22 protein-coding genes are annotated in these 25,289 nt (G+C 46.9%); 4 read left to right on the plus strand and 18 right to left on the minus strand.

The annotated features are described in order from the left end of the window. The first annotated feature begins 103 nt into the window (after positions 1-103). A complete protein-coding gene (locus ACQVGT_RS17105; protein ID WP_010886431.1) occupies positions 104-802 on the plus strand; it encodes an MgtC/SapB family protein in 699 nt (232 codons plus the stop codon). Between the two features lie 37 nt (positions 803-839). On the opposite strand, the gene ACQVGT_RS17110 is transcribed toward ACQVGT_RS17105, so the two are convergent. The 5 genes from ACQVGT_RS17110 to pcrB form a co-directional block, all read right to left on the minus strand. Next, on the minus strand, positions 840-1,850 hold the full coding sequence (locus ACQVGT_RS17110; RefSeq protein ID WP_080030642.1) for a phosphotransferase enzyme family protein: 1,011 nt from the start codon (positions 1,848-1,850) through the stop codon (positions 840-842). Between the two features lie 161 nt (positions 1,851-2,011). Beyond that, the gene (locus tag ACQVGT_RS17115) at positions 2,012-3,202 is read right to left on the minus strand and encodes a CamS family sex pheromone protein (protein WP_015383010.1); all 1,191 of its coding nucleotides are present in this window, start codon (positions 3,200-3,202) and stop codon (positions 2,012-2,014) included. 15 nt (positions 3,203-3,217) lie between these two features. Next, positions 3,218-5,224, minus strand: coding sequence for an NAD-dependent DNA ligase LigA (gene ligA, locus ACQVGT_RS17120; RefSeq protein ID WP_015383009.1), 2,007 nt, complete (start codon positions 5,222-5,224; stop codon positions 3,218-3,220). A 23-nt stretch (positions 5,225-5,247) separates the two neighbouring features. Then, the gene (gene pcrA, locus ACQVGT_RS17125; RefSeq protein WP_015383008.1) at positions 5,248-7,467 is read right to left on the minus strand and encodes a DNA helicase PcrA; all 2,220 of its coding nucleotides are present in this window, start codon (positions 7,465-7,467) and stop codon (positions 5,248-5,250) included. A 61-nt stretch (positions 7,468-7,528) separates the two neighbouring features. Next, positions 7,529-8,215, minus strand: a complete 687-nt coding sequence (pcrB, locus tag ACQVGT_RS17130) for a heptaprenylglyceryl phosphate synthase (protein WP_015383007.1) — start codon at positions 8,213-8,215, stop codon at positions 7,529-7,531. A gap of 264 nt (positions 8,216-8,479) precedes the next feature. On the opposite strand from pcrB, the gene ACQVGT_RS17135 reads away from it, so the two are divergent. Further along, entirely contained in the window at positions 8,480-10,057 is a 1,578-nt protein-coding gene (locus ACQVGT_RS17135) for an FMN-binding glutamate synthase family protein (protein WP_015383006.1), read from the plus strand. A gap of 37 nt (positions 10,058-10,094) precedes the next feature. Here ACQVGT_RS17135 and ACQVGT_RS17140 read toward each other — a convergent pair whose 3' ends face one another. The 3 genes from ACQVGT_RS17140 to ACQVGT_RS17150 are packed head-to-tail and all read right to left on the minus strand — an operon-like array spanning position 10,095 to position 13,176. Further along, positions 10,095-10,409: a YerC/YecD family TrpR-related protein gene (locus ACQVGT_RS17140; RefSeq protein WP_003219429.1), complete on the minus strand. Its 315-nt coding sequence runs from the start codon at positions 10,407-10,409 to the stop codon at positions 10,095-10,097. A gap of 2 nt (positions 10,410-10,411) precedes the next feature. Further along, positions 10,412-11,407, minus strand: coding sequence for a DUF3048 domain-containing protein (locus ACQVGT_RS17145; RefSeq protein ID WP_015383005.1), 996 nt, complete (start codon positions 11,405-11,407; stop codon positions 10,412-10,414). 26 nt (positions 11,408-11,433) lie between these two features. Further along, positions 11,434-13,176 carry an adenine deaminase gene (locus ACQVGT_RS17150; RefSeq protein WP_015383004.1) on the minus strand — a complete coding sequence of 581 codons (1,743 nt, stop codon included), beginning with the start codon at positions 13,174-13,176 and terminating at the stop codon, positions 11,434-11,436. Between the two features lie 128 nt (positions 13,177-13,304). On the opposite strand from ACQVGT_RS17150, the gene ACQVGT_RS17155 reads away from it, so the two are divergent. Then, positions 13,305-13,532, plus strand: a complete 228-nt coding sequence (locus ACQVGT_RS17155) for a YgaP family membrane protein (RefSeq protein WP_003233931.1) — start codon at positions 13,305-13,307, stop codon at positions 13,530-13,532. A 14-nt stretch (positions 13,533-13,546) separates the two neighbouring features. Here ACQVGT_RS17155 and ACQVGT_RS17160 read toward each other — a convergent pair whose 3' ends face one another. Further along, positions 13,547-14,821 carry an APC family permease gene (locus ACQVGT_RS17160; RefSeq protein ID WP_041517735.1) on the minus strand — a complete coding sequence of 425 codons (1,275 nt, stop codon included), beginning with the start codon at positions 14,819-14,821 and terminating at the stop codon, positions 13,547-13,549. A 143-nt stretch (positions 14,822-14,964) separates the two neighbouring features. On the opposite strand from ACQVGT_RS17160, the gene ACQVGT_RS17165 reads away from it, so the two are divergent. Then, complete coding sequence (locus ACQVGT_RS17165; RefSeq protein WP_015482899.1) at positions 14,965-15,384, plus strand: Lrp/AsnC family transcriptional regulator; 420 nt, start codon at positions 14,965-14,967, stop codon at positions 15,382-15,384. A 40-nt stretch (positions 15,385-15,424) separates the two neighbouring features. On the opposite strand, the gene purD is transcribed toward ACQVGT_RS17165, so the two are convergent. From purD to purC, 9 genes are all read right to left on the minus strand, one after another. Further along, positions 15,425-16,693, minus strand: coding sequence for a phosphoribosylamine--glycine ligase (gene purD, locus ACQVGT_RS17170; RefSeq protein ID WP_015383001.1), 1,269 nt, complete (start codon positions 16,691-16,693; stop codon positions 15,425-15,427). A gap of 15 nt (positions 16,694-16,708) precedes the next feature. Next, positions 16,709-18,247 (minus strand): bifunctional phosphoribosylaminoimidazolecarboxamide formyltransferase/IMP cyclohydrolase, encoded by a 1,539-nt coding sequence (gene purH / locus ACQVGT_RS17175; protein WP_015383000.1) that lies wholly within the window; start codon positions 18,245-18,247, stop codon positions 16,709-16,711. After that, positions 18,244-18,831: a phosphoribosylglycinamide formyltransferase gene (gene purN, locus ACQVGT_RS17180; RefSeq protein WP_015382999.1), complete on the minus strand. Its 588-nt coding sequence runs from the start codon at positions 18,829-18,831 to the stop codon at positions 18,244-18,246. Before purN ends, purH begins: the two co-directional genes overlap by 4 nt. Next, positions 18,828-19,868 (minus strand): phosphoribosylformylglycinamidine cyclo-ligase, encoded by a 1,041-nt coding sequence (purM, locus tag ACQVGT_RS17185; RefSeq protein WP_015382998.1) that lies wholly within the window; start codon positions 19,866-19,868, stop codon positions 18,828-18,830. The genes purN and purM overlap by 4 nt, the downstream gene beginning before the upstream one ends. A 101-nt stretch (positions 19,869-19,969) precedes the next feature. Further along, positions 19,970-21,400 (minus strand): amidophosphoribosyltransferase, encoded by a 1,431-nt coding sequence (gene purF, locus ACQVGT_RS17190; protein ID WP_003233947.1) that lies wholly within the window; start codon positions 21,398-21,400, stop codon positions 19,970-19,972. Continuing rightward, entirely contained in the window at positions 21,376-23,604 is a 2,229-nt protein-coding gene (gene purL / locus ACQVGT_RS17195; RefSeq protein WP_015382997.1) for a phosphoribosylformylglycinamidine synthase subunit PurL, read from the minus strand. The genes purF and purL overlap by 25 nt, the downstream gene beginning before the upstream one ends. After that, positions 23,588-24,271 (minus strand): phosphoribosylformylglycinamidine synthase subunit PurQ, encoded by a 684-nt coding sequence (gene purQ, locus ACQVGT_RS17200; protein WP_014663062.1) that lies wholly within the window; start codon positions 24,269-24,271, stop codon positions 23,588-23,590. The genes purL and purQ overlap by 17 nt, the downstream gene beginning before the upstream one ends. Beyond that, positions 24,268-24,522: a phosphoribosylformylglycinamidine synthase subunit PurS gene (purS, locus tag ACQVGT_RS17205; protein ID WP_003219409.1), complete on the minus strand. Its 255-nt coding sequence runs from the start codon at positions 24,520-24,522 to the stop codon at positions 24,268-24,270. Before purS ends, purQ begins: the two co-directional genes overlap by 4 nt. Then, on the minus strand, positions 24,515-25,240 hold the full coding sequence (gene purC, locus ACQVGT_RS17210; protein ID WP_015382996.1) for a phosphoribosylaminoimidazolesuccinocarboxamide synthase: 726 nt from the start codon (positions 25,238-25,240) through the stop codon (positions 24,515-24,517). The genes purS and purC overlap by 8 nt, the downstream gene beginning before the upstream one ends. Positions 25,241-25,289: the final 49 nt, after the last annotated feature.

Raw genomic sequence — 25,289 nt, forward strand, 5'->3', positions numbered from 1 at the left:
AATAAGCCATCAAGCGCAGCTTGGTGGCTTTTGTGCTCTTGTTTTGCTATAAATACTGTGAGAAAATCATATTTATTTAAAAACACCTTAGAGAAGGGGGAAGTTGCTGTTGAGCTGGTATATTGATCCTGATATTTTATTGAAATTGGGCATTGCCACATTGATTGGCATGGTCATCGGGCTTGAACGCGAATTAAAAAATAAGCCGCTCGGATTAAAAACCTGTATCGTCATCGCAGTCAGCTCATGCATGCTGACGATCGTCAGTATTAATGCGGCATATCATTTCCCTAAATACTACCGCATCATGATGGATCCGCTTCGTCTGCCGGCACAAATCATCTCCGGCGTCGGGTTTATCGGCGCAGGTGTCATCCTGCGAAAAAGCAATGATGTCATTTCCGGCCTGACGACATCGGCCATGATCTGGGGGGCAGCGGGGCTCGGGCTGGCTACGGGAGCCGGTTTTTATAAAGAAGCGTTTGCCAGTCTTCTGTTCATCCTGATCAGTGTGGAATTTCTCCCATGGGTGGTCAGAAAAATCGGCCCCGACCGCCTGCAGGAAAAAGACATCCGCATCAGAATGTCACTTTCTGATAAAGACAAAATGACAGAGATTTTAAAAGAAATGAAAAGAAGAGATATCAAAGCACACTCCGTTCGGATCGACGACCTGGGCGAAAAGGATTTTCCAATTATGGAAGTGAAGGTCCGCGTCCATAAAAACAGATACACGACCGATGTCTACTATGACATTAAAGCCATTGAAGGCGTAGTCGGCGTGAAGTGTGATACATTATAAAAGCCAATGGGACTGGAATCCCATTGGCTTTTTCTATCTACACCAGTGCTGAAAAATCAAATGCTGTAATCGGCGTGCCATTCTCTATATCTCTTCTGAAACCGGCCAGCATTTCTTTTTCCTCTTCTCCTATTGTGTTAAGGTCAAACATCTGATGCAGCAATCCGTAAATCAGCATATGGCGAAGGCGGAGGAAATCAGGTATTATCATCAGCCATGCAGGATCAAGCTCATTTTCCTCCCAGTACCCTTTCATAAAATGCGTCATAAATTTTTCTGTAAACGCAGCTTTATCATCATATGGCACAACAGGATACCACAGGACATTGTAGAGAAGAATGCTAATATCGTTAACAAACCAGTTGTAGCCGATATCATCAAAATCAAATGCCGTGATTTTGCCATGATCCCAGTTAAAATTGCCGTGGTGCAGATCCGCATGTACCAAGCCGTAGCTGTCCTGGCTTTTCGGGAGCCTCCGCAGTTCATTCATCAAAGAATCGGCTTGCTGAAACACCTTTATCTGATCTTCAGGCACATATTTTCTCAGCTTTAATTGCTCCTCTTCATCCCATTCCTGTCTTTTGAAAGCGGGATTGCTCAATTTGTAGCTTTTTGTCAGGCTGTGCATGCTGCCTGTGTATCTGCCAAGCTCATAAAATAGCGTTTCATTCCAGTCCGATTCATCCACTTTTTGCCCTGGCGCTTTCTCATACACTCTCAATAAAAATGACCCGCCGTTTCCGTCCGGCACTGCTTCTACGTCTTTTCCGTTCAGCGACGGGAGCGGTTTGGCTACTGAAATTCCCCCTATTGCAAGGTGACGGAGCCATTCCATCTCTCCCATTATATAATCAGAAGATCTCCGAATCGTATGGGTAATCTTTAAAATATAGGGTTGATTGTCTTTCATACATTCATATACATAGTTTTCCGCATCAGCCAGAAAACGCACCTGATCTTTTGAGAAACCGTATCTCGCTGCAGCTTCTGCCAAAACCTGCTCTTCATGAAATATTTTTTTGATATCTTTATGCACGTCTAACATCCTTTCATTGCTATAGATTTGATAATGATTGTTTTCACACGATTTCCAGCATCAACATACCTCCCCTTGATTTGTGTTTCGGCAGAAGCGGAAATATTTTCCCTTTTCCTGTTAATTGTAACATAAAAACCCTTGTGCCAATATGGCACAAGGGTTTTCTATCAGTCATAAATGTGAACAGTCGGCTCTTTATCTCCAGCATTGCGGATAATGACCGCTTCCTGTCCGTCTGAGGACGTGATATTGACTTCGACATCAACTGAGCTCTTAGAGTAGTAGTCCATCACTTCACCCGTTAAGAACTGGGTAAACGCGACAACTTCACTTTTTCCGTAGAATTGCATTGGTATGTCAATCTTCATTTTCTTCATTTCATCATTATCATACAGCGCTGTACCGACAACGCCTGTATAGTTCGGGAAATATTCTTCAATTGAATTTTTGAACCGCTTAAAGACCTCGGTGTCATCCGGGTATTTTTCTACTGTGGTTGTATCCGCCGGATAGAATACATATTTTTCATTGATGTCATCCCAATTTGAGATATCAGTAGAGCCTGCTTTGACCTCTGTTTTGGCGATGAAGTTCCCCGGCACAATCGATGTTTTTGACGCCTGCTTATAAAGCGCGACGGTAATCGGCACATTCTTCAAATTATCCTTTTTACGGAGGCGGTTAATAACCTCCTGTGCAATTTTTTCTCCCTGCTGGCGAAGCGTGCTGTCTTTAATCTCCACTTCTTTTTGCGGGTCGCCAGTTTTTTCACGATAGTAATACACGGAGTTTAACGCCAGTCCGATCATGACGCCGCCAAGCTGGATAGAATTCTTGTCTTTTCTGACTAAATAATCGTGCTCAAGCATGGATGCTAAATAAATCGGGCTGCTTTCGTTCTTTTCTTCTGTTGAACCAGAACTCGGGAGCGCCGGGTTCAAGCCTTCATTTTTGAAGTTTTTATCTTCTTTTTCGGCTTTTTTCAAATCAGAGCCCGTTTTTTTCCGTGCCAGCCAGCTTAATACTGTATCCTCATCTAAATATTGTCCTTCTTGGAACAGATAATCGTCAGTCGAGAAAGAATCTTGGGCAAGACGCATCAGCCCTGTTTCAAACTCGTCAATGTCCAGCCTAGTATTCAGCTGTTCCGTTGTTAAGCCGCGCGCTTTGCCTGCCTTAAACGGCAGCACCATTTTGTAATAGGAGTCAGAGATATTATATTTCGGGACAATCGCTTTTTCTGACGATTTCGCCGTCTTTTGCGTAATCTCTTCCTCCTTCTCCCCCCCAAAACCTGACGAGCAGGCAGACAGCATTAATACTGCCGCCGTTGCCGCCAATGCCAACGTCTTTTTCAATAGAAAACACTCCTCTTATTTCTTTAGCTCTCCCATTAACTGTTCTTCATTCCACACTTCAATGTTCAGCTCTTGTGCTTTTGTCAGCTTGCTTCCCGCCGCTTCTCCGGCGATGACTAAGTCTGTGTTTTTGCTGACGCTTCCAGTCAGCTTTCCGCCCAGCGCTTCGATTTGCGCTTTGGCTTCGTTTCTTGACAGCTCTTCCAGCTTTCCTGTCAGAACAATTGTTTTACCGGCAAAGTAAGAGTCGCTGTCCTCTGCTTTTACTTTTTTCGGGCCTTTGTAGAGCGTGTTTACGCCCAGCTCCTGAAGTTCATTCAAGAGTTCAAGCATTTCTTCTTTATGAAAATAGGTGATCACAGCATCAGCCATTTTTTCACCGATTTCATCTACCGCGAGAAGTTCCTCTTTAGAGGCTTTTTTCAGGTTCTCCAAGCTTTCAAAATGCATGGCAAGCGTCTTTGCAGCCTTTGATCCGATAAAGCGGATGCCAAGCCCAAACAGCAAACGCTCTAACGAATTTTCTTTTGATTTTTGGATGGAGCTGATCAGGTTTTCAGTGGACTTTTCACCCATGCGCTCGAGCTGGATGACTCGTTCCTTCGTCAGCTTATATAAATCTGCCACATTGCGGACAAGGTTTTCCTCAAACAGCTGTGTGATCACTCGTTCGCCGAGCCCGTCAATGTTCATGGCATTGCGGGAAACGAAATGGATCAGCCCTTCCCGGATTTGCGCCGGACATTCAGGGTTAATGCAGCGAAGCGCCACTTCTCCTTCGATCCGGACGAGCTCACTGCCGCATTCAGGACATTCCGTCGGCATGCTGAATTCCTTTTCTTCTCCTGTGCGCTGTTCAACGAGGACATTCACAACTTCCGGGATGATATCGCCCGCTTTTTTGACGACAACCTTATCCAAAATCCGAATGTCCTTCTCTTTAATTAAATCTTCGTTATGAAGGGATGCTCTTGAGACCGTTGTGCCGGCAACTTTTACCGGCTCAAGAATCGCGGTCGGCGTAATCACACCCGTTCTGCCGACATTTAATTCGATATCGAGAAGCTTCGTCAAGACCTCTTCAGCAGGAAACTTATACGCGATGGCCCAGCGCGGGCTTTTCGCCGTAAAACCGAGCTCCTCCTGCTGATCGAGAGAATCGACTTTAATGACAATGCCGTCTATTTCATACGGCAGGTCAGCGCGCTTCGCCTGAAGCTCATCGATCAGCGTAATGACTTCTTCTATGTCGCCGCATTTTTTTCGTTCCTGATTCGTTTTAAATCCGAGTTCGTCGAGAAAATCAAGCCCTTGGCTTTGCGTCTCCACACCCATCTCGTCAAGCTCCGCTATACTGTAGACGAAGATATCGAGGTTTCGTTTCGCTGCAATTTTCGGATCGAGCTGCCTGAGAGATCCCGCCGCGGCATTTCGCGGATTGGCGAACGGCTCTTCCTCATTTTTAATCCGTTCCTCATTAAGAGCTTCAAACGAACGCTTCGGCATATACGCCTCGCCGCGCACTTCGATCGACAGCTCACGGTTCATTTTGAGGGGGATATTGCGAATCGTCTTCAGATTCTCCGTAATATCCTCTCCCGTCGTTCCGTCACCTCTTGTGGCCCCTCTGACAAAATAGCCATCTTCATAACGGAGAGAAACAGCAAGACCGTCTATTTTCAGCTCCACATTATACGCCACATCGTCGCCGACGGCTTGGCGCACACGGCGGTCGAAATCACGAAGATCATCAGCATTAAAGGCGTTGCCCAGACTGAGCATCGGTGTGCCGTGGGTGACTTTCTGAAACGCTTCAAGCACAGCTCCGCCGACGCGCTGCGTAGGAGAGTCAGGCGTTCTGAGGTCTGGGTGCTCCTCCTCAATCGCAATCAGCTCCTGCATCAATCTGTCGTATTCGGCATCTGGGACGCTCGGTTCATCTAAGGTGTAATATTCATAGCTATACTTGTTGATGGTGCGGCGCAGTTCTTCTGCCCGCTGCTTCGCTGTTTCTTTGTCCATCTGCTTCTTCCTTTCCTCTTCAATTACTGCTTTTCAATAGGAGCAAATGCTGCTAACAGGCGTTTCACGCCGACAGGGCTCGGGAAGGCAATATCGAGCTCCGTCCCTTCTCCTTCGCCTTTCACGCTGACAACAGTTCCTGTTCCCCATTTTTTATGGCCCGCCTTATCTCCGACTGCCCAGTTCAAGGTGTCGCCGCCTGTTTTGCTGGCGTAGGATACCGGGCGTGAAACAGGGCCGCGTCTCGGCTGCATTTTTCTCGCAGACGTCGCTCTTGTTTCTTTTTTCTCATTTAGGTTTTCCAATAAATCATCCGGTATTTCAGCAATGAAGCGAGATTCCGGGTTCATATTTGTCCGGCCAAACAAGGTGCGCATTTTAGCATTGGTCAGATAAAGCTCCTGTTCCGCCCTTGTAATCCCAACGTACGCAAGGCGGCGTTCTTCTTCCATTTCCGCTTCCTCCATGAGTGAACGGCTGTGCGGGAAGACGCCTTCTTCAAGCCCCATCAAGAAAACAACCGGGAACTCCAGTCCTTTCGCGGCGTGCAGTGTCATCAGGGTGATTGCATCCTTGCCGCCTGACTCTTCCTCCTTCTGGTCGAGCTGATCAATATCTGCGATCAACGCCAAGTCTGTCAGGAACGCAACGAGTGTCTTGTCTTCACTTTTCTGTTCAAAGTTTTTCGTAACAGACAGGAACTCGTCGATATTTTCTAAACGGCTTTGGGCTTCGATCGATTTCTCAGCCTTCAGCATTTCTCTGTATTCCGTCTTATCAAGAATTTCTTCTGTCAGCTCTGTAATGGATAAGTAATCCTGCATATTGGTCAGGTTTTCAATCATCTGTCTAAAGCTGTCAAGCGCGTTTGCCGCTTTGGCACTGACGCCGATAAAATCAACCTGCTGAATCGCTTGGAAAAATGACAAGCCGTTTATGGCCGCATACGAAGCGATTTTTTCAAGTGATGTCGCGCCGACTCCGCGCTTCGGCACATTGACAATGCGCGTGAAACTGATATCGTCATCCGGATTGGATACGAGGCGCAGGTACGCAAGAATGTCTTTAATTTCTTTTCTGTCATAGAACTTTGTGCCGCCGACAATGTTATAGTTCAAGCCCGCTTTGAGAAGCGTTTCCTCGATCACACGGGACTGCGCGTTTGTCCGGTATAATATGGCGATATCAGACAGCTTCCGCTTGCCTGAGCTGTGAAGCTGATGAATTTTACCGGCCACAAACTGTCCTTCACCGAATTCATTATCACCGCGATAATAGGAAATTTTGATACCTTCATCGTTTTCCGTCCACAAATTTTTCGGTTTGCGGTTAGAGTTGTTTTTAATGACCTCGTTTGCCGCGCGCAAAATCCGTTTCGTTGAACGATAGTTTTGTTCTAGCAAAATCACGCTTGCATTCGGATAATCTTTTTCAAATGAAAGGATGTTGGTGATATCCGCGCCGCGCCATCTGTAGATTGACTGATCTGAATCCCCCACAACGCAAAGGTTCTGGAAACGCTCGGCAAGCTGCTTAACGAGCATGTATTGCGCCCTGTTCGTATCCTGATACTCATCAACATGGATGTACTGGAATTTGCGCTGATAAAATTCAAGTACTTCCGGCACTCGGTCAAACAGTTTAATCGTCGTCATAATCAAATCGTCAAAATCGAGCGACTGGTTTTTCAATAGCTTCTTCTGATAATCAGCATATACATCGCTGACCACCTGATCGTAGTAGCCGCCGGCAACTTTAGAGAATTCCTCCGGTTCAGTCAATTCGTTTTTCGCACTGCTGATCGTACCGAGGATGCTTCTCGGGTCAAACTTCTTCGGATCAAGATTGCGCTCCTTCAAAATCCCCTTGATCACTGAAAGCTGGTCAGCCGTATCAAGAATGGAGAAATTTCGGTTGATCCCAATCCGGTCGATATCTCTGCGCAAGATCCGCACGCACATGCTGTGGAATGTGGAAATCCAGATATCGTCCGCGCCGGGTCCGAGGATGCTTTCCACACGTTCTTTCATTTCGCGTGCCGCTTTATTTGTAAATGTGATTGCCAGAATGTTCCACGGCGCCACATGCTTTTCTGCCATTAAATAAGCAATTCTATGTGTCAGGACACGCGTCTTTCCGCTTCCCGCTCCCGCCATCAGCAAAAGAGGCCCGTCCGTTGTTTTGACAGCTTCCTGCTGAACGGGGTTTAAACCGCTTAGTAATTGATTGCTAATATAATTCAAAATTTGTTCACCCGCCTATACAAAACATATGTTCTATCATAAACCAAATCCGTACAATTTACTACTCGCTTTTCACAGCCGCTACTGTTTTCAAAGCCATGTCGAAATCTTCATACACAGCATTGCCTACAACGATCACGTCCGCATGCTCTGCGTACTGTCTGGCCGTTTCCGCATCTTTGATGCCGCCGCCATAAAACAAGGTGGACGTTTCCAATACAGCCTTCGTTTTCTTGACAGCTTCTATGTCTCCAAGCATGCCGCTGTATTCTAAATAAAAAATCGGCAGTTGCAGCAGCTCCGACACACGCGCATAGGCGACAATATCATCCATATTCAGATCGGCGTCCGCTTCAGTCAGTGCCGCGGCTTTGCAATCTGGATTTGCGATGCAGTAGCCCTCCGCTACGATTTCTTCCATAGACATCAGTTCTCCGTATTCCTTCATGGCTTTCTGGTGCATTCCGACAATCCAATCCGCGTTTTTGCTGTTTAATACACTCGGAATAAAATATAAGTCAAAGCCGGGAACGATCGCTTCAATCGCTGATACCTCCAGGACACACGGTACCAAAAACCGTCTTACCTTAGACATCATCCGCAGGACATTATCCTCTGTCACACCATCACTGCCTCCGATAATGACCGCATCCGTTCCTGATTCGCAAAGAATCTCCAGCTGTTCGTCAGGCAAATCTTTATTTGGATCGAGTTTAAAGACATGCTTCCACTCTGTTACATCGTACACGTCATACGTTCCTCCATTCGTTTGTTACCATTTAAACATTATAACAAATTCACATAGCGCGGAAAAACGGAAAAAGCCGTTAATCTCGTTATTCACTGAAAAAGGTGTTTTGATTCTATTTTCATAAAAAAAGAGAGCATATGGCAGTACCTGCATGGTGAGTCCTGTATCGGCAGGAGCACACATTTTTCACCAAATTCCTTCTGCTATTGTTTGGAAAGTGTTCAACTGTGGAAATGGTTACATAAAAAGGGAGGCTGAGAGATGGAAACCATCATAATAGCACTCATCGCATTTATCATTGGGATCATCGCTATCCCGATCGTCTTGTTTGCCTGGATCTACATAAAGGATGAAAAACAGCAGGAGCACTCAATTCTTCGCAACTATCCCGTCATCGGAAGGTTTCGGTATATCCTTGAAAAAATCGGGCCGGAGCTCAGACAGTATTTATACAGCAATGACAATGAAGAGCAGCCATTTTCACGAAAGGAATATGAGCAAACCGTCATCTCCGGCAAATACAAAAGCAGAATGATGGGCTTTGGATCTGTAAGAGATTTTGATAAACCTGGCTATTATATCCGTAACGCTATGTTTCCAAAACAAAGGGAAGAAATGCACGTAAATCAAACGCCAAAAATTGAAACCCAAATCTATAAAATGGATGCTGACAATCTGTTCAAACGCAAGGAGCATGCCGAACATATCAAGGCAGACCCGTACTTTCTCCATCCTGATGATGTGCAGGTGATTGGCGAGCATACATGCGAGAAGCCATTTTATGTGAAGGGCTTAGTCGGCCAGTCTGCCATGAGCTACGGTTCTCTTGGAGAACGGGCTGTTACGGCGCTCTCAAAAGGGCTCCATCAGGCAGGCGGAACCTGGATGAATACAGGTGAAGGAGGATTGTCTGAGTATCACTTAAAGGGCGGCGCCGATATCATTTGCCAAATCGGACCGGGCCTATTCGGCGTGCGCAAAAGAAACGGGGAATTTTCATGGGAGGAATTTAAAAGAAAAAGCAGGATTGACCAGATTAAAGCGTTTGAGCTAAAGCTGGCACAAGGAGCGAAAACCCGCGGCGGCCATGTGGACGGCGCCAAAGTATCAGAGGAAGTGGCAGACATTCGGAATGTCGAACCTGGAAAGTCGATTGACAGCCCGAACCGCTTTTATGAATTCTCAAACCCTCCTGAAATGCTCGACTTTATTGAAAAACTTAGAGATGTCGGACAAAAGCCAGTCGGCATCAAACTGGTCGCAGGGCATCCTGAAGAATTGCATGAGCTTTTCTCTCATATGCAGAAAAGCGGAAAGCATCCGGATTTTATCACGATCGACGGAAGTGAAGGCGGTACCGGAGCTTCCTTTTACGAGCTCGCGGATACAGTCGGTCTTCCGATTATGACAGCGCTGCCTATTGTTGACACGCTTCTTAAACAATACGGCTTGCGCAGCCAGCTGAAAATCTTTGCTTCCGGAAAACTCCTGACTCCTGATAAAATCGCGGTCGCCTTAGCCCTCGGCGCTGACTTTGTCAACATCGCACGCGGCATGATGTTTTCCGTTGGCTGCATCCGCGCTCTCGTCTGCCACACCAACACCTGTCCGGCAGGTGTGGCGACGACAGATCCGAAATTGCAAAAAGCATTGAGCGTTGAGGAAAAACAGCATCGTGTCTGCAACTACGTTATTTCTTTGCGTGAGGGGCTGTTTAACCTTGCAGCCGCAGCAGGGATCAATTCGCCGGTTCACTTTTCCAAGGAGCATGTTGTCTATCGGAAAGAGGATGGCAGTCTCATCGATATCGACAACCTGATCCATCAATTTGTTTCATAAAGAAACCGCCCTTGCCGAACGGCAGGGCGGTTCTATGTTATTTTGAAGAAGACTCAGTTTCCGTCTCCTTCACACGGTCAAGCGCCATTTCATAAGCGTCATTCCCGTAATTTAAGCAGCGTTTCACACGGGAAATCGTAGCCGTGGAAGCGCCTGTTTCTGTTTCAATCTTATGATACGTGTTTCCTTCGCGAAGCATGCGCGCCACTTCAAGGCGCTGAGCCAGCGATTGAATTTCGTTAATTGTGCATAGATCATCGAAGAATCGGTAACATTCCTCCAGGTCTTTCAGCGATAAGATCGAGTTAAATAACTGGTCCAGCTCTTTGCCGCGTAATTTATCGATTTGCATCGTTACACACCTTCTCCTTTACTAATGGAAGCCGCATCAAGATCAGGTACGATATTGATCCAAGTCTTTCCTGGCACAAACGGAAGCCACTTGCCGTCTTTTACCGGCACAATTCTGCCATTCACTTGTTTCCAGTCTGTTTCAATGACGTTTCCGTGCTGAAACAACAGACCTTTTCCTCCTGATTCCAAGTCGATGTCCCGCCTTCCATCTTGATCAATAATATGATGGCTGGCTTCAACAATGAAAATATTTTGCATTGCAACCGGCTTTCCGGTTTCCCGGTCTGTCGTTATGACACCATCAGAGCTTCTTGTATAAGATTCAGCTTTTTTATCATAGTTGTATTCGACAAGATTTGTAACGTTATTTGTTCCATAATCTACCCGAACATTGTAAGATTCATTTGCAGGTTTTGCATCTGATGTTTGAAACAGCAGCGGATTTGTTTCCTGCTTCAGCTTATACCCCTTTTGATCTGCCGCCTTTTTTATGTAATCATAAGACGTATAGGAATTGTGGGGCGGTTTGCTGAAATCAGCTCTCCAAAATAAGCTTCCGTCAAAATCTAATCCGTTCATATAATCAGCAGCTCCGGATTCCAGCTGCTCTTTGGCGCCGGGACTCCAGCCGTGATGGACAAATATGCTGTCAAAGCCATTGCTGAGAGTGACGAAATATTCCCGCGCGCTCCGCACAGGTCCGACAGTTTCAGGCATCTGGCTTTGGAAAATGGCCAGAAATCTTGTGATTTGCCCTTCGGCTAGCGCTTCTATGACAATGTCGGCTTTAGACAGACCCGACTGCGGCCTCGCCTTCGGGTGATTGTTCACCACAACAGCAACAGGCCGGCGTTCAGTCACCTTCTGTTCAGTCTTTAGCCCCGTTAAAGGAGCTTTCTGCTTCTTTGCAGTATCCGGGACAGCATCCTTCTGCTGGCAGGATACCAGCAGAAAAAACACGAAACACAGCGCGCAAACTGTCATCCATTTTTTCATATGTCGGCTCCCTGCTCTTTTATATTTTAACGCATTATCGATGGAAAGAGTACAGTTTTTTTCATGACGTCGAAGATTCCTCTTGGCGTAATGCGTATATACGGAAGGTGCGTACTTTGCAAAAAGAGCAGCGTATAGATAGGATCGCAAAACTCATAGCCTCTTTCAGTCAAAAGATCTCTCAGCTTTTGTTCCTTCTCAAGCACGTCTTCATACGCTTCCGAAGAGGCGCAGCCGCACAGCGCAAGCGGGATTTCATGCAGAATGTTTCCGTTCTCCGCTAAAACAATTCCTCCTCCGATTTCTTTCATGCGGGCGAAAGCGAGCAGCATATCCGCTTTATTTTTTCCAATCGCGACAATGTCGCCCGTCGTCGTAAAGGAGCTTACAAATCCCTGCACGCTTGAGGCAAACCCTTTTATCATCGTATTGACGCGCCATTTCCCGTGTCTGTCGAGCATCGTTAAATAACTTTCATCATGGTCAAACGAGAGCTGTTCCATCGAATTGTCGATCTCAATCATATATGGCTCCATAATAACCGCATTCCGCATTTTCACGCCCATCGGCATAGAAAACTGCAAGTCATCCATCGTCATATCATATGAAAGCTCAAGCGGGACAAGACCGCCTTTGTGCCAGTCCGTCTTTGTAAACGCCTTCAAATCACAGCCGTCTTCCCGCAGAATGGTCCCTTTTGACAGAACAGTCACTGGATTCGGATTTAACGGATCTTCCAGTATGTTGAGCGATGCCAGTCTACCCGGTCCGACAACTCCTAAATAATCATCCATTTGGTAATACTTTGCGATATTAAATGATGCCATATTGTAGGCGTCGATTGCAGGTACACCTTCTTCTAAAGCGATTCGAATCAGCTCGTTTGTCATGCCGCCTTTATAGAAATTCGGGGTTGCGCCATCTGTCGTGTAAAAGAAGTGGTCATAATAGCGGAAGCCCTTCTCATGCAGCTCTTGCAAGATTTTTCTTACATCGGGGCGAATGGAAGAGTTCCGAAGGGAAACATAATAGCCCAGTTCCAGCCTTCTCATCACTTCATCACCTGTCATCGCTTCATGATCACAATCCGCACCGAACAGCTTCATTTTTGTAAGCGTTTTATCAGAAGCGCCGGGAAAATGTCCTTCAATGCGTTTTCGCTGTTTCTTTGTAGCTTGCATGCAGTGGAGCATTAAATCATCACCATCTACCAAGCGAGGCCATCCGGTCATTTCTCCGCCTTGAATCACATCCGGATGTTCAATCCACTGTTTTCTGACGTCAAATGGAAGGACGTGGTCCTCGTTCAGAACCTCGGTCTGGAGGTCATAGCGTGACCACCAAAAATACTGGACAGGCTGCTTTTTGAGTTCATTCAAAATCGTAAGCGCTTTCTTTTTTCCGCTTTGCAAAAGCAAAAATAAGTTATCATTCACGAATGTCGTTGTTCCGTATTGAGACACATATTCCGCCAGTGTTTGGGGATTATATATTTGAAAAGGATGTGCGTGCGGTTCAATATAACCTGGCACAATGTATTTTCCTTCACAATCAATCGTATGAATTTCTTCGGCTCTATTCGGAAGTTCATGACCCACATAAACAATGCGGTCCTGATAAATCCAAATGTTTTTTTTCAGCCATTGTTTTACATATGGATTTAAGACGAGAGCATTCCGTAAAAGGAGCGTTGGAAGCAGCTTTGAGTCTACAACATCAACCTGTGCCCTGATGTCTTTGTTTTTCCAGTTAAAGGTGCGTTCGGACATTCACATACTCTCCTTTACATGTATTAGACTCATGGTATCACATCCTTCCTCATCACGCACGATAAAAACGTTACAAATTTTTGAAGGTTCGATTAAAAAACTTTTTTAAGTAAAAGGAGCGGATTTCCTTGAAGCCAAACATCAGTCTCATCAATGCCGTGTTCAGAATCGCCTGCGGATTGACGATTATGTCAGCCGCCAGCGCAAAGTTTACGAAAAAACCTTGGTGCAGAATGCATCTCTTTTACATCTTTATGGGGGCCATGAAAGCGGGTTCGGGAATCTTGCGCTTCTGTCCTGTGACCTACATGTTTCAACACAGCGATTCTGGAAATAACGAGCATCAAAACGGATAAATGGAAAAGCTTGATCACAAAACATGATCAAGCTTTTTTTTATGCCCTCCCTTTGTTTTCATATAGAAATATCCTGCAGCTGCCAGCACTGCCGGATAAAGCAGTGCCCAGCCGCTGAATGAGTAAATCACTGTGCACGCCACAAACGCTCCGAGCGCCATCCACCAGCCTAAATCTCTCCAGCTCAGGAGTTTCAGTGCTGCCGCCATTGTACATATGTAAGATGCGATGAAAGCTGCGCTCGGCCCTTTCAACAGAGTTGTCAAATCGATTTGAAACACGCCATGCGCTGCAAGCACTAAACCAAACACTGCAGCCATCGCTGTCAAAACGCGAATAGGCGTACGTTTTGTCGCATTCAGTTTTCCAAAATATACGGGAATGTGCCCCTCCCTCGCCAATGCGTACACCATTCTGGAAAAACCAGCAATATTGGCATGAATGGTGGCGAATGTAATAAACAGCGCTAAACATACCGTGACATATACACCGCTTTCCCCTGCTCCTTTTGAGATGAGCATGGCAAGCGATGCAATTTCTCCATTCTCACCGTATGAATGAGTTCCCACCGTCACAAATGACAGCATGATATACAGCCCTGCCACACAAGACGCTGCCAAAAACAAGCTGAGCGGGACATCTTTTTCAGGGCGATGAAATTCCTCAGCCAACGGGGTAATCATTTCCCAGCCTACAAAAGAGAAAAAAATCATAACTGAAACAGATCCCGCGGCAGACCAGCCATGCGGAAGAAACGGCTTGAATTCTGCTATCGTGACGTGTGGCAATGACACAGCAATAGAAGTGACAAGCAGAAATACGATGACGAAAATAACGAGTGTACTGATGTTTGCAGATAGTTGAATTCCTCTCATATGAAGCAAAATAGATATAGCCAGCATACAACCAGCAATCAATGTAATCTGCCAATCCGCCGCCTCTGTGACGTAACTGACGTAATGCGCGCCAGTCAAAGCGATGATGGGAACGCCGATCGGAACGGACCCTAACATGATCCAGCCCAAAATAGCCCCGGCTTTTTTCTGAAAGGCCAGCTGCACATAAGCCGTGATTCCTCCCGCGCTGGGCGCTATTTTCACAAGCCGGGCCAGCGTGCCGACAAGAAGAAAAGATAAAAAAGACATGAATACCCAGACGAATAAAGAAGCCGGACCGGCCGTGTCCGCGGTGACAGACGGCAGGATTAATATCCCGCAGCCTAAAACCGCCCCAATCGTTAAGGCCGTTCCTTGTATCCAAGTGATCGAACGCTGCAATTCTGGCAACATGATGCCTCCTCTCCCGTTGATGGCTTTATTATAGAAAAAATAAGACGGCATCCATATGCTACAATGAAGGTAAATCAACAGCATTACCTTACGATCAAAGGAATTTTCATTCATTCGCCTAAATATGTAAAGGAGCCGGACAAATGGACGATACAGACCTTCAGATTCTCTCGCATTTGCAGCGAAACGGCAGATTAACGATGGTTGAGCTGGGAAAGCTTGTCGGACTCAGTTCGCCAAGCGCGGCGGAGCGTGTCAGGAAGCTTGAAGACAAAGGAGTGATTACCGGCTACAGCGCGAATATCTGTTACGAAAAACTAAACAAGCATGTCACCGCTTTTATTCTCATGGAGCCAAAAAGCTGCAAGCACTACGCCGCCTTTGCAACATCGCACCCTGATGTAGCAGAAAACCACCGCATCACGGGTATGTACAGCTATGTGACAAAGGTCGTGATTGAATCGGTACATACGCTTGAGGATTTTATTGACGCCTCGATGGCCCATGGAAAACCAACCACGCTCGTTGTGCTTTCTTCTTCCAGCTGCCATCCCGCTTTTTGATAACAAAAAAACCCGCAGCTAATCTGCGGGTTTTCCTCACTTATTTTTGAGCAGCCTTTAAAGCGCGTGCCCCAATGTCTTTTCTGAAAAAGAGTCCCGGTTTGAAAATTTCATCAACCGCTTTGTACACTCGGTCTCTAGCCGCTTCAAACGTTTCATCAAAAGCCGTTACATTGGCAACGCGGCCCCCGTTTGTAACGAACTCTCCGCCTTCAGCTTTCGTTCCGGCATGGAAAACCACGACCTGCTCTGTTTCTGCTGCAAGGCTGCCGATCGGCGTGCCTTTTGCGTAGCTTTCCGGATACCCTTCTGATGCAAGCACAACACTCACTGCCGCGGTATCCTTCCATCTTAAGTCAACTTCCTTATCATCTAAAAGATCAAGAAGCACCTGTACCAGATCAGATTCCATGCGCGGAAGCACGACCTGTGTTTCCGGATCGCCGAAACGGGCATTAAATTCGATGACCTTCGAGCCATTTTCAGTAAGCATCAATCCAGCGTACAAAACGCCAGTGAAGGAACGGCCTTCTTGTACCATTGCTTTTGCGGCCGGCTTAACGATGGTTTCTACAGCATGGCGGACCGTTTCTTCCGAAATTTGCGGAACTGGAGAGTAAGCGCCCATTCCGCCCGTATTCGGGCCTTTGTCTCCGTCAAACGCACGCTTGTGATCCTGGGCAATCACCATCGGATACACCTTTTCCCCTTTGACAAAGGCCATCAGAGAAAATTCTTCACCAGAAAGATATTCTTCAATGACAACGGACGCGCTCGCATCACCGAACTTTTCATCTTCAAGAAAGTCATGCAGACATGCAATTGCTTCTTCCTCTGTCATAGCCACAGTAACGCCTTTTCCAGCTGCAAGTCCATCTGCTTTTATCACAATCGGAGCACCTTTTTCCTGCACATATGCCTTCGCCTCTTCAAAGGATGTAAACGTGTCGTATTCTGCGGTCGGAATGTCGTATTTCTTCATTAAATCCTTAGCGAACTGTTTGCTTCCTTCGATGATCGCCGCGGCTTTTGACGGGCCGAACACGCGCAGACCCGCTTTTTCAAATTGATCCACCAGACCTTCAATTAAAGGAACCTCAGGGCCGACAATGGTCAGGCCGACCTGGTTTTCTTTTGCAAACGAGACAAGCCCTGCGTGGTCGCTTTCCTCAATGTTTACAAGCTGTGCGGAAGCTTCCATGCCGTCATTTCCGGGAGCGGCAAATACATTCTCGACGAGGCTGCTTTGCGCTGCTTTCCACGCCAGCGTATGTTCTCTTCCGCCTTTACCGATAATTAATACATTCACGTCGTTTTCATCCCCTTAATGTTTGAAGTGTCTGATGCCGGTGAATACCATGGCAATGCCGTATTCATCCGCTTTTTTGATGGAATCCTCATCACGGATCGATCCGCCTGGCTGAATGATGGCTGTAACGCCCGCTTTTGCCGCTTCTTCGACAGTATCTGGCATTGGGAAATATGCATCCGAACCGAGCGCGCTGCCCTTCGCTTTTTCCCCTGCTTGCTCGATGGCGATTTTTGCCGATCCGACGCGGTTCATTTGGCCTGCTCCCACGCCGACTGTCATGTTGTCCTTCGCGAGAACAATCGCATTTGATTTCACATGCTTCACGACTTTCCAAGCAAGCTTCAAGTCTTCCCACTCTTGCTCGTTCGGCTCTCTTTTTGTCGGAATGCTAATCTCAGCTTCATCGAAGCCGTGCATATCTAAATCTTGAATCAGCAGCCCGCCTTGAACAGATGTCAGCTGTTTTTCCTTTTGAACAGCGACGGATACGTCAAGCGTCAGCAGACGGAGATTTTTCTTCGCAGTCAGGACGTCGAGCGCTTCTTGGCTGAATGAAGGCGCAATGATGATTTCTAAGAAAATGTTATGAAGCGCTTCGGCAGTTGCCTTGTCCACTTCACGGTTCAGCGCGATAATGCCGCCGAAGATAGATGTTTTATCCGCTTCAAACGCTCTGTCAAACGCTTCTGCGATCGTTTTTCCTGTTCCTACGCCGCACGGATTCATATGCTTCACAGCAACCGCAGCCGGCTCAGTGAATTCACGAACGATTTGAACTGCCGCATCCGCGTCTTTAATGTTGTTGTAAGAAAGCTCTTTTCCGTGAAGCTGTTCTGCTTGCGCAATGGAGCCTTTGACAGGAAGAGCTGTTTGATAGAAAGTTGCTTCCTGATGCGGGTTTTCTCCATAGCGAAGCGATTGTTTTTTCTCAAATGTCACAGTGAATTGCTCTGGTTCTTTTTCACCGACAACATTTGTCAGATAGTCAGCGATCAGTGCATCATATGCCGCAGTATGACGGAATACTTTTGCCGCGAGCTCGCGTTTTTTCTGAAGAGATACGCTGCCTTCTTCTTTGATTTGATTCAGCACTGGGCTGTAATCGGCCGGATCGACAATAACTGTGACATCCTGATGGTTCTTTGATGCCGCACGCAGCATGCCCGGTCCGCCGATGTCGATATTTTCGATCGCCTCTTCATACGTGACGTCTTCTTTAGAAATCGTTTCTTTAAATGGATAGAGGTTGACGACAACGAGGTCAATCGGCTGAATCCCGTGTTCATTGATCTGCGCCATATGCTCTTCATTGCCGCGAACCGCCAGAAGGCCGCCGTGAATATTCGGGTGAAGTGTTTTTAACCGACCGTCCATAATTTCAGGAAAGCCTGTCACTTCAGAAATTCCGATCACATCCACACCGTTTTCTTGAAGAAGCTTTTTCGTTCCGCCTGTGGAGATGACTTCAACGCCAAGCTCTGTCAGTTCTTTTACGAAAGGAACGAGATTTGTTTTATCTGAAACACTGATTAATGCACGTTTAATGGTCATGCCTTTTCACCTCTGTTATTTAATCCTAATAGCTGTTTAATCACACTCGGATACCATTTATGCTCAAGCTTGTGAATCCGCTGTTCGATTGTTTCCAATGTATCATGTTCATCAATTTCGATTGCCTTTTGAGCGATGATCGGACCTGTATCCATTCCTTCATCGACATAATGTACGGTGATTCCGGCCACCTTCACACCCGCCCGGAACGCCTGTCCGACTGCGTCGATTCCAGGAAACGCCGGAAGAAGCGACGGGTGAATGTTAATGATTTTTCCTCCATATGCTTGAAGGAGCGTATCACCGATCAGCCTCATATAGCCGGCAAGAACAATCAATTCAACCTCGTGAAGACGAAGCTGTTCAATAATGGCTTTTTCAAATGCAGCCTTGTTTTCATAAGACTTCGGCTCAAATGCAAAGGATGGAATGTGGAATGCTTCCGCCCGTTCGATGACTTTCGCCTGCGGTTTGTCGCAAACGAGGAGCGCTGCTGACGCATCCCAGTTCTCCTCCTTCAAACGCGTGACGATGGCTTCGAAGTTTGAACCGTTTCCTGATGCAAATACCGCAAACTTTTTCATGAAAGTGCCGCACCGCCAAATGTGACGCCTTCACCTTTTTTCACACGCCCGATTAAATAGGCTTTTTCGCCATGGCTTTCAAGCGTTCCGATCACATCTGTCAGATGCTCTTCTTTGACAGCCAAAACAAAACCGATACCCATATTAAAGACGTTGAACATGTCTACTTCCTTTAGCTGGCCGTACTCTTGCAAGAAAGAGAAAATCGGCGGGATCGGCCATGAGCCATGATCAATTTCCGCACTTAAGCCTTCCGGAAGCATACGCGGAATATTTTCAATAAATCCTCCGCCTGTCACGTGCGCCATGCCGTCGATTTTTCCGCTTTTGACCGCGGCAAGCACAGGCTTCACGTAAATCCTCGTCGGTTCAAGCAATTCCTCGCCAAGCGGGCGTTCAAACGGCTCATATGTTGTATCGAGGTCCAGCTCCGCATCATCCAGAAGCACTTTTCTGACAAGGGAAAAGCCGTTGCTGTGAAGGCCGCTGGAGCTGAGGCCGATCAACAGATGGCCCTCTTCGATATTTTCTCCAGTCACGATTTCGTCCTTTTCTGCCACTCCGACTGAGAAACCGGCAATATCGTATTCATCAGCTGTATAGAGTCCCGGCATTTCAGCCGTTTCACCGCCGACTAAGGCTGAACCTGATTGCTCACAGCCTTCCGCAACACCTTGTACAATCTGTTCAATTTTCACTGGGTCCGCTTTGCCGACCGCTAAATAATCGAGGAAAAACAGCGGCTCTGCACCTTGTGCCAGCACGTCATTGACACACATTGCAACAGCATCCACGCCAATCGTGTCATGTTTATCCATGGAAAAAGCGAGCTTTAATTTTGTGCCGACACCGTCCGTCCCCGAAATGAGAACTGGTTTTTGATAAGAAAGCTCAGACAGGTCAAACATGCCGCCAAAACCGCCAAGGCTGCCCATAACGCCAAGCCGTTTCGTGCGCTCCACGTGTTTTTTCATTCGTTTTACAGCTTCATATCCGGCTTCGATGTCAACTCCTGCGTTTTTATATGCTTCAGACATCCTATTCACTCCTTTAAGGCGCTTTTCAAAATATCTCCCCGAATGAGGGCAGAAAGAGAAAGGCAGCCGAACTGCGCTGCCTTTATGTCATTTTTCAAGTTTTATTTGGTTAATACTGCTTCTTTTACGTGAGGAAGCACTGTATCCTGGTAAATTTCAGTCGGATATTTTCCTGTAAAGCAAGCGAGACACTGTCCGCAATTCGAGTCATCGTATTTTCTGCCGATGCCTTTCAGCAGCCCTTCCACACTCAAAAATGAGAGGGTATCGGCTCCGATTTCCTGACGGATTTCTTCAACAGAATGCGAAGACGCGATCAGTTCTTCATGTGTGGAAGTATCAATGCCGTAAAAGCACGGATGAGCGATCGGCGGTGAACTGATTTTCACATGCACCTCTGTCGCACCCGCTTCTCTAAGCATCGTCACAATCCGGCGGCTAGTTGTTCCGCGTACGATAGAGTCATCCACCATCACGACGCGTTTGCCTTCTACAACCCCGCGCACCGCAGACAGCTTCATTCTGACGCCTTGCTCACGCAGAGCCTGGGACGGCTGAATAAATGTTCTGCCGACATAGCGGTTTTTGATTAAGCCAAGCTCATACGGAATGCCTGTTGCCTCTGCATAGCCGATCGCCGCAGAAATACTGGAATCCGGAACCCCGGTTACGACGTCAGCTTCAACTGCGGATTCCTGAGCCAGCATTTTTCCAAGGTTTTTACGGGCACTGTGTACGTTAATACCGTCAATATTGCTGTCTGGTCTGGAGAAATAAATGTATTCCATGCTGCAAATGGAACGGTTGATATTCATGGAAAAACGCTCTGATTTCATTCCTTCATCATTAATGATCAGCATTTCTCCCGGCTCTACCTCGCGAAGGTACGTTGCGCCGACGACGTCAAATGCGCATGTTTCTGATGCGACCACATAAGCGTCGCCCATCATGCCGATGGATAGCGGTCTCAGCCCATTCGGATCAAGCGCGACAATCATTTCTGTTTCGGTCATGATCAGGAACGCGTAGGCCCCTTTCAGCATAGAAAGCGAGTTTTTAATTTGATCCTTCAGCGTGAAGTGTCCGCTTCTTTTGATCAGGTGAGCCAAAACCTCTGTATCCGAAGAGGTTTGAAAGATGCTCCCTTGATTTTCGAGCTGCTGCTTCAGCTGAGTGGCGTTGACAAGATTTCCGTTATGAGCAAGCGCCAGGCTGCCGTTGTTTTGGGAACGGAAGAGGAGCGGCTGAACATTTTCGTATCCGCCGCCTCCAGCCGTTGCGTACCGAACGTGTCCGATAGCGCCTTTTCCCTTTACTTTGCTGAGTTCGCCGTTTTGAAATACTTCAGTGATCAGACCTTGGCCTTTGTGAGCCGTCAGCTTTTCACCATCAGTCGCTACGATGCCCGCACCCTCCTGTCCTCGGTGCTGAAGGCTGTGGAGACCGTAATACGTGATCTGCGGGGCTTCTTCATGTCCCCAAATCCCAAAAACGCCGCATTCTTCATTTAAGCCTTTGATTTCAGCAAGCATGGGATAGCTCCTTTCCATACGCGTTCAAGCTCTTTCGTTTGCGCATGAATCATTTGTTGTCCGTCTTGGTTTTGAATCGCCAGAATTCCGTCAGCTGTTACCTCACCAATATGAACCGCATCTTTGACAGCTGCTTCAAACGCTGCTTGATGTTCTTTTTTCACTGAAACGACGAAGCGGGATTGAGATTCAGAGAATAATAATGCCGCTTCCCCTTCTACAGTCACATTAGCGCCAAGGTTTTCCGTCGTCATGACACTTTCCGCAATCGCTACGCCTAAGCCGCCTTCAGACACATCATGCGCAGATTGAACGAGGCCTTTTTTAATCGCGTCAAGCAGTGCTTTTTGACGAGACAGCTCTACATCAAGATCGATTTGCGGCGCTTTGCCGTAAATACGGCCTTCTGTCATTTTTTGCAGCTCGCTTCCGGCAAACTCTGGTTTTGTTTCGCCGATCACATATACGAGATCTCCCGCTTGTTTGAAATGCTGTGTTGTAATGTGTGCTGTATCTTCAATTAAGCCGACCATGCCGATAACAGGTGTCGGATAGATCGCCGTGCCGTTTGATTCGTTATAAAGCGATACGTTACCGCCAATAACCGGTGTGCTGAGAACATTGCACGCTTCGCTTATGCCGTCTGCCGCTTTTTCGATCTGCCAGAAGATTTCCGGCTTCTCAGGGTTTCCGAAGTTAAGGTTATCTGTGACCGCAAGCGGTTCTGCGCCTGAGCAAATGATGTTGCGCGCTGCTTCAGCGACAGCAATTTTCCCTCCGACTTCAGGATCAAGATAGAGATAACGTGCGTTACAGTCTGTCGTCATCGCCAGCGCCTTTTTCGTTCCGCGGATTCTGAGAACACCGGCATCAGACCCAGGAGCGACAACTGTATTCGTGCGCACCATGTAGTCATACTGGTCGTAAACCCACTCTTTGCTCGCAATCGTCGGCTGCTGAAGAAGGGCCTTCAGCGTTTCATTCGCATCTTCAATTTGCGGAGCCGGAACGTCCGTTTCCAAAAACTCGCGATAGTAAGCAGGCTCTTGAGAAGGCTTATGGTAAACCGGTGCTTCTTCTGCCAAGGCATCAACAGGCAGCTCGCACACAACCTCTCCTTTGTGTGTCAGGCGAAGCATTTTATCATCTGTCACATGTCCGACAGAAACCGCTTCAAGATCATACTTGTCAAAAATATCGATGATTTCCTGCTCACGTCCGCGCTCAATAACCAAAAGCATCCGTTCTTGTGATTCAGAAAGCATCATTTCATACGCGGTCATGCCTGTTTCTCGCTGAGGAATCAGGTCAAGGTTCATTTCAATACCAGAACCGGCTTTACTTGCCATTTCTGCACTTGAGCTTGTTAAACCGGCAGCTCCCATATCCTGAATGCCGACCAAGGCGTCGCATTGGATGACTTCCAGACATGCTTCAAGCAAAAGCTTCTCCATAAACGGATCGCCGACTTGGACAGCAGAACGCTTTTCTTCAGACGAGTCTGACATTTCTTCAGAAGCAAACGTAGCGCCGTGGATGCCGTCACGCCCTGTTTTCGCTCCTACGTACATTACTGTGTTGCCGACACCCTTTGCCTGGCCTTTTTTGATGTTTTCATGATTGATTAAACCGACGCACATTGCGTTGACGAGCGGATTTCCTTCATAGCTGCTGTCAAACTGCACTTCTCCGCCGACTGTCGGGATGCCGATACAGTTGCCGTATCCGGCGATACCCGCTACTACTTCTTCAAACAAGTACTTCACGCGGGGTGAAGTCAGTTCACCAAATCGAAGAGAGTTCAATACAGCGATTGGACGTGCACCCATTGAGAATACATCACGGATAATTCCGCCTACGCCAGTCGCAGCGCCTTGGTAAGGCTCGAGAGCTGATGGGTGGTTATGTGATTCAATTTTGAACACAACCGCTTGGTTATCACCGATATCAACGATTCCGGCGCCTTCTCCCGGCCCCTGCAGCACACGCTCGCCGCTTGTCGGGAATTTACGCAGAATCGGCTTTGAGTTTTTGTAGCTGCAATGCTCAGACCACATGACAGAAAAAATTCCGATTTCTGTGTAGTTCGGCAATCTTCCAAGAATGGATTCTATCAATGCAAACTCATCATCACTGACACCCATTTGCTGATACAGTTTCTCTTCTTTTATTTGTTCTTTACTTGGTTCAAGCAGTAGTGACATGAGTTTCCCTCCAATTTTTCACGATAGACTGGAACAATTTAAGACCGTCGGCGCTTCCAAGCAGTTCATCGACCGCGCGCTCAGGGTGAGGCATCATGCCTAATACATTGCCTTTCTCATTCACGACACCGGCAATGTCGCTGACACTTCCATTAATATTAGAGCCGTATGTGAAAGCAATTTGATTGTTTTCCTTTAATGAAGCAAGCGTCTCGTCATCACAGTAGAAATTCCCTTCACCGTGGGCAACCGGGATTGTAATCGATTGTCCCTTTTCGTAGGAAGCTGTGAATAAGGTTTCGTCGTTCTGAACAATTAATTCAACCGGACGGCAAATGAACTTCAAATCTTTGTTGCGTCTCATTGCGCCTGGCAAAAGGCCAAGCTCCTGTAAAATCTGGAATCCGTTGCAGACGCCAAGAACAGGTTTTCCTTCAGCCGCTGCTTGTTTGACAGCTGGCATAATATTCGCAAATCGGGCGATAGCGCCGCATCTTAAGTAGTCGCCGTAAGAAAATCCTCCCGGAATTAACACGCCGTCGAAGCCGTCAAGGCTTGTTTCCTCATGCCAGACGTATTCCACTTCATGGCCGAGCTCATCCTTTACAGCATGATACATATCGATATCACAGTTGGAGCCGGGTAACACAATCACCGCAAATTTCACTGTGCGACTACCTCCTCAACCTCGTATCTGTAATCTTCAATCACTGTGTTCGCAAGAAGTTTTTCGCACATTTCTTTCACTAGCACGTCAAGATCACGGTCAGATTTTTCAATGGTAAGCTCCATGTATTTCCCGATGCGCACATCTTGAACTTCGTTATAAGTCATACTGTGCAAGGCATGCTGGACAGCGCTCCCTTGTGGATCTAGTACACTTTCTTTTAAGCTGACATAAACTTTTACTTTATACATGATGAATGCCTCCCAGTCTTTTGAAAATCTCTTCGTATGCATCGGTTAAGCTTCCCAGATTGCGTCTGAATAAATCTTTATCCAGCTTTTCGTTCGTATCTTTATCCCACAAGCGGCATGTGTCAGGAGAAATTTCATCCGCCAAAAGCACTTGCCCTTCTGCATCTAAACCGAATTCAAGCTTGAAATCTATTAATCTGACATGACAATCGTCGAAGATGCTTTGAAGCTCTTCATTTACTGTTTTTGTAATGGACTTAATAGTTTCTACCTGCTCAGGAGTCGCCGCCTTCAAAAGCCAAATATGATCTTCTGTGATGAGCGGATCACCCAGCGCGTCATCTTTGTAGTAAAACTCGATAATCGGCTGTTCAAGTTCCGTGCCTTCTGGAATGCCGAGACGTTTGGACATGCTTCCTGCCACAACATTTCTGACGACGACTTCAAGCGGCACGATCGTTACCTTTTTAATGAGCTGTTCTGTGTCAGAAATGCGCTCGATAAAATGATTGTTAATGCCCTTTGCATGAAGATGTTTGAAAATCAAGCTTGAAATCTCGTTATTTAAGCGCCCTTTTCCGCTGATTTCTGCTTTTTTCTCGCCGTTAAAGGCAGTAGCGGAGTCTTTATACACGACATACAGCGTGTTATCGTCATCGGTTTTGTAGATCTTTTTTGCTTTTCCTTCGTATAAAAGTTCATTCTTCACAATATTCACGGAAGGCCTCCTAACCCGAATGTTGGGAATTTTCAAACTGCGGCGGCAT

It is taken from the genome of Bacillus sp. SCT118, assembly GCF_058566435.1.

Coding starts and splice junctions, on each gene's coding strand:
- ACQVGT_RS17110 (WP_080030642.1), bottom strand. CDS start 1,850: ATGTTAGACGTGCATAAAGATATCAAAAAAATATTTCATGAAGAGCAG.
- ligA (WP_015383009.1), bottom strand. CDS start 5,224: ATGGACAAAGAAACAGCGAAGCAGCGGGCAGAAGAACTGCGCCGCACC.
- ACQVGT_RS17135 (WP_015383006.1), top strand. CDS start 8,480: ATGGAAACCATCATAATAGCACTCATCGCATTTATCATTGGGATCATC.
- ACQVGT_RS17140 (WP_003219429.1), bottom strand. CDS start 10,409: ATGCAAATCGATAAATTACGCGGCAAAGAGCTGGACCAGTTATTTAAC.
- ACQVGT_RS17145 (WP_015383005.1), bottom strand. CDS start 11,407: ATGAAAAAATGGATGACAGTTTGCGCGCTGTGTTTCGTGTTTTTTCTG.
- ACQVGT_RS17150 (WP_015383004.1), bottom strand. CDS start 13,176: ATGTCCGAACGCACCTTTAACTGGAAAAACAAAGACATCAGGGCACAG.
- ACQVGT_RS17160 (WP_041517735.1), bottom strand. CDS start 14,821: ATGTTGCCAGAATTGCAGCGTTCGATCACTTGGATACAAGGAACGGCC.
- ACQVGT_RS17165 (WP_015482899.1), top strand. CDS start 14,965: ATGGACGATACAGACCTTCAGATTCTCTCGCATTTGCAGCGAAACGGC.
- purH (WP_015383000.1), bottom strand. CDS start 18,247: ATGACCATTAAACGTGCATTAATCAGTGTTTCAGATAAAACAAATCTC.
- purN (WP_015382999.1), bottom strand. CDS start 18,831: ATGAAAAAGTTTGCGGTATTTGCATCAGGAAACGGTTCAAACTTCGAA.
- purM (WP_015382998.1), bottom strand. CDS start 19,868: ATGTCTGAAGCATATAAAAACGCAGGAGTTGACATCGAAGCCGGATAT.
- purF (WP_003233947.1), bottom strand. CDS start 21,400: ATGCTTGCTGAAATCAAAGGCTTAAATGAAGAATGCGGCGTTTTTGGG.
- purL (WP_015382997.1), bottom strand. CDS start 23,604: ATGTCACTACTGCTTGAACCAAGTAAAGAACAAATAAAAGAAGAGAAA.
- purS (WP_003219409.1), bottom strand. CDS start 24,522: ATGTATAAAGTAAAAGTTTATGTCAGCTTAAAAGAAAGTGTACTAGAT.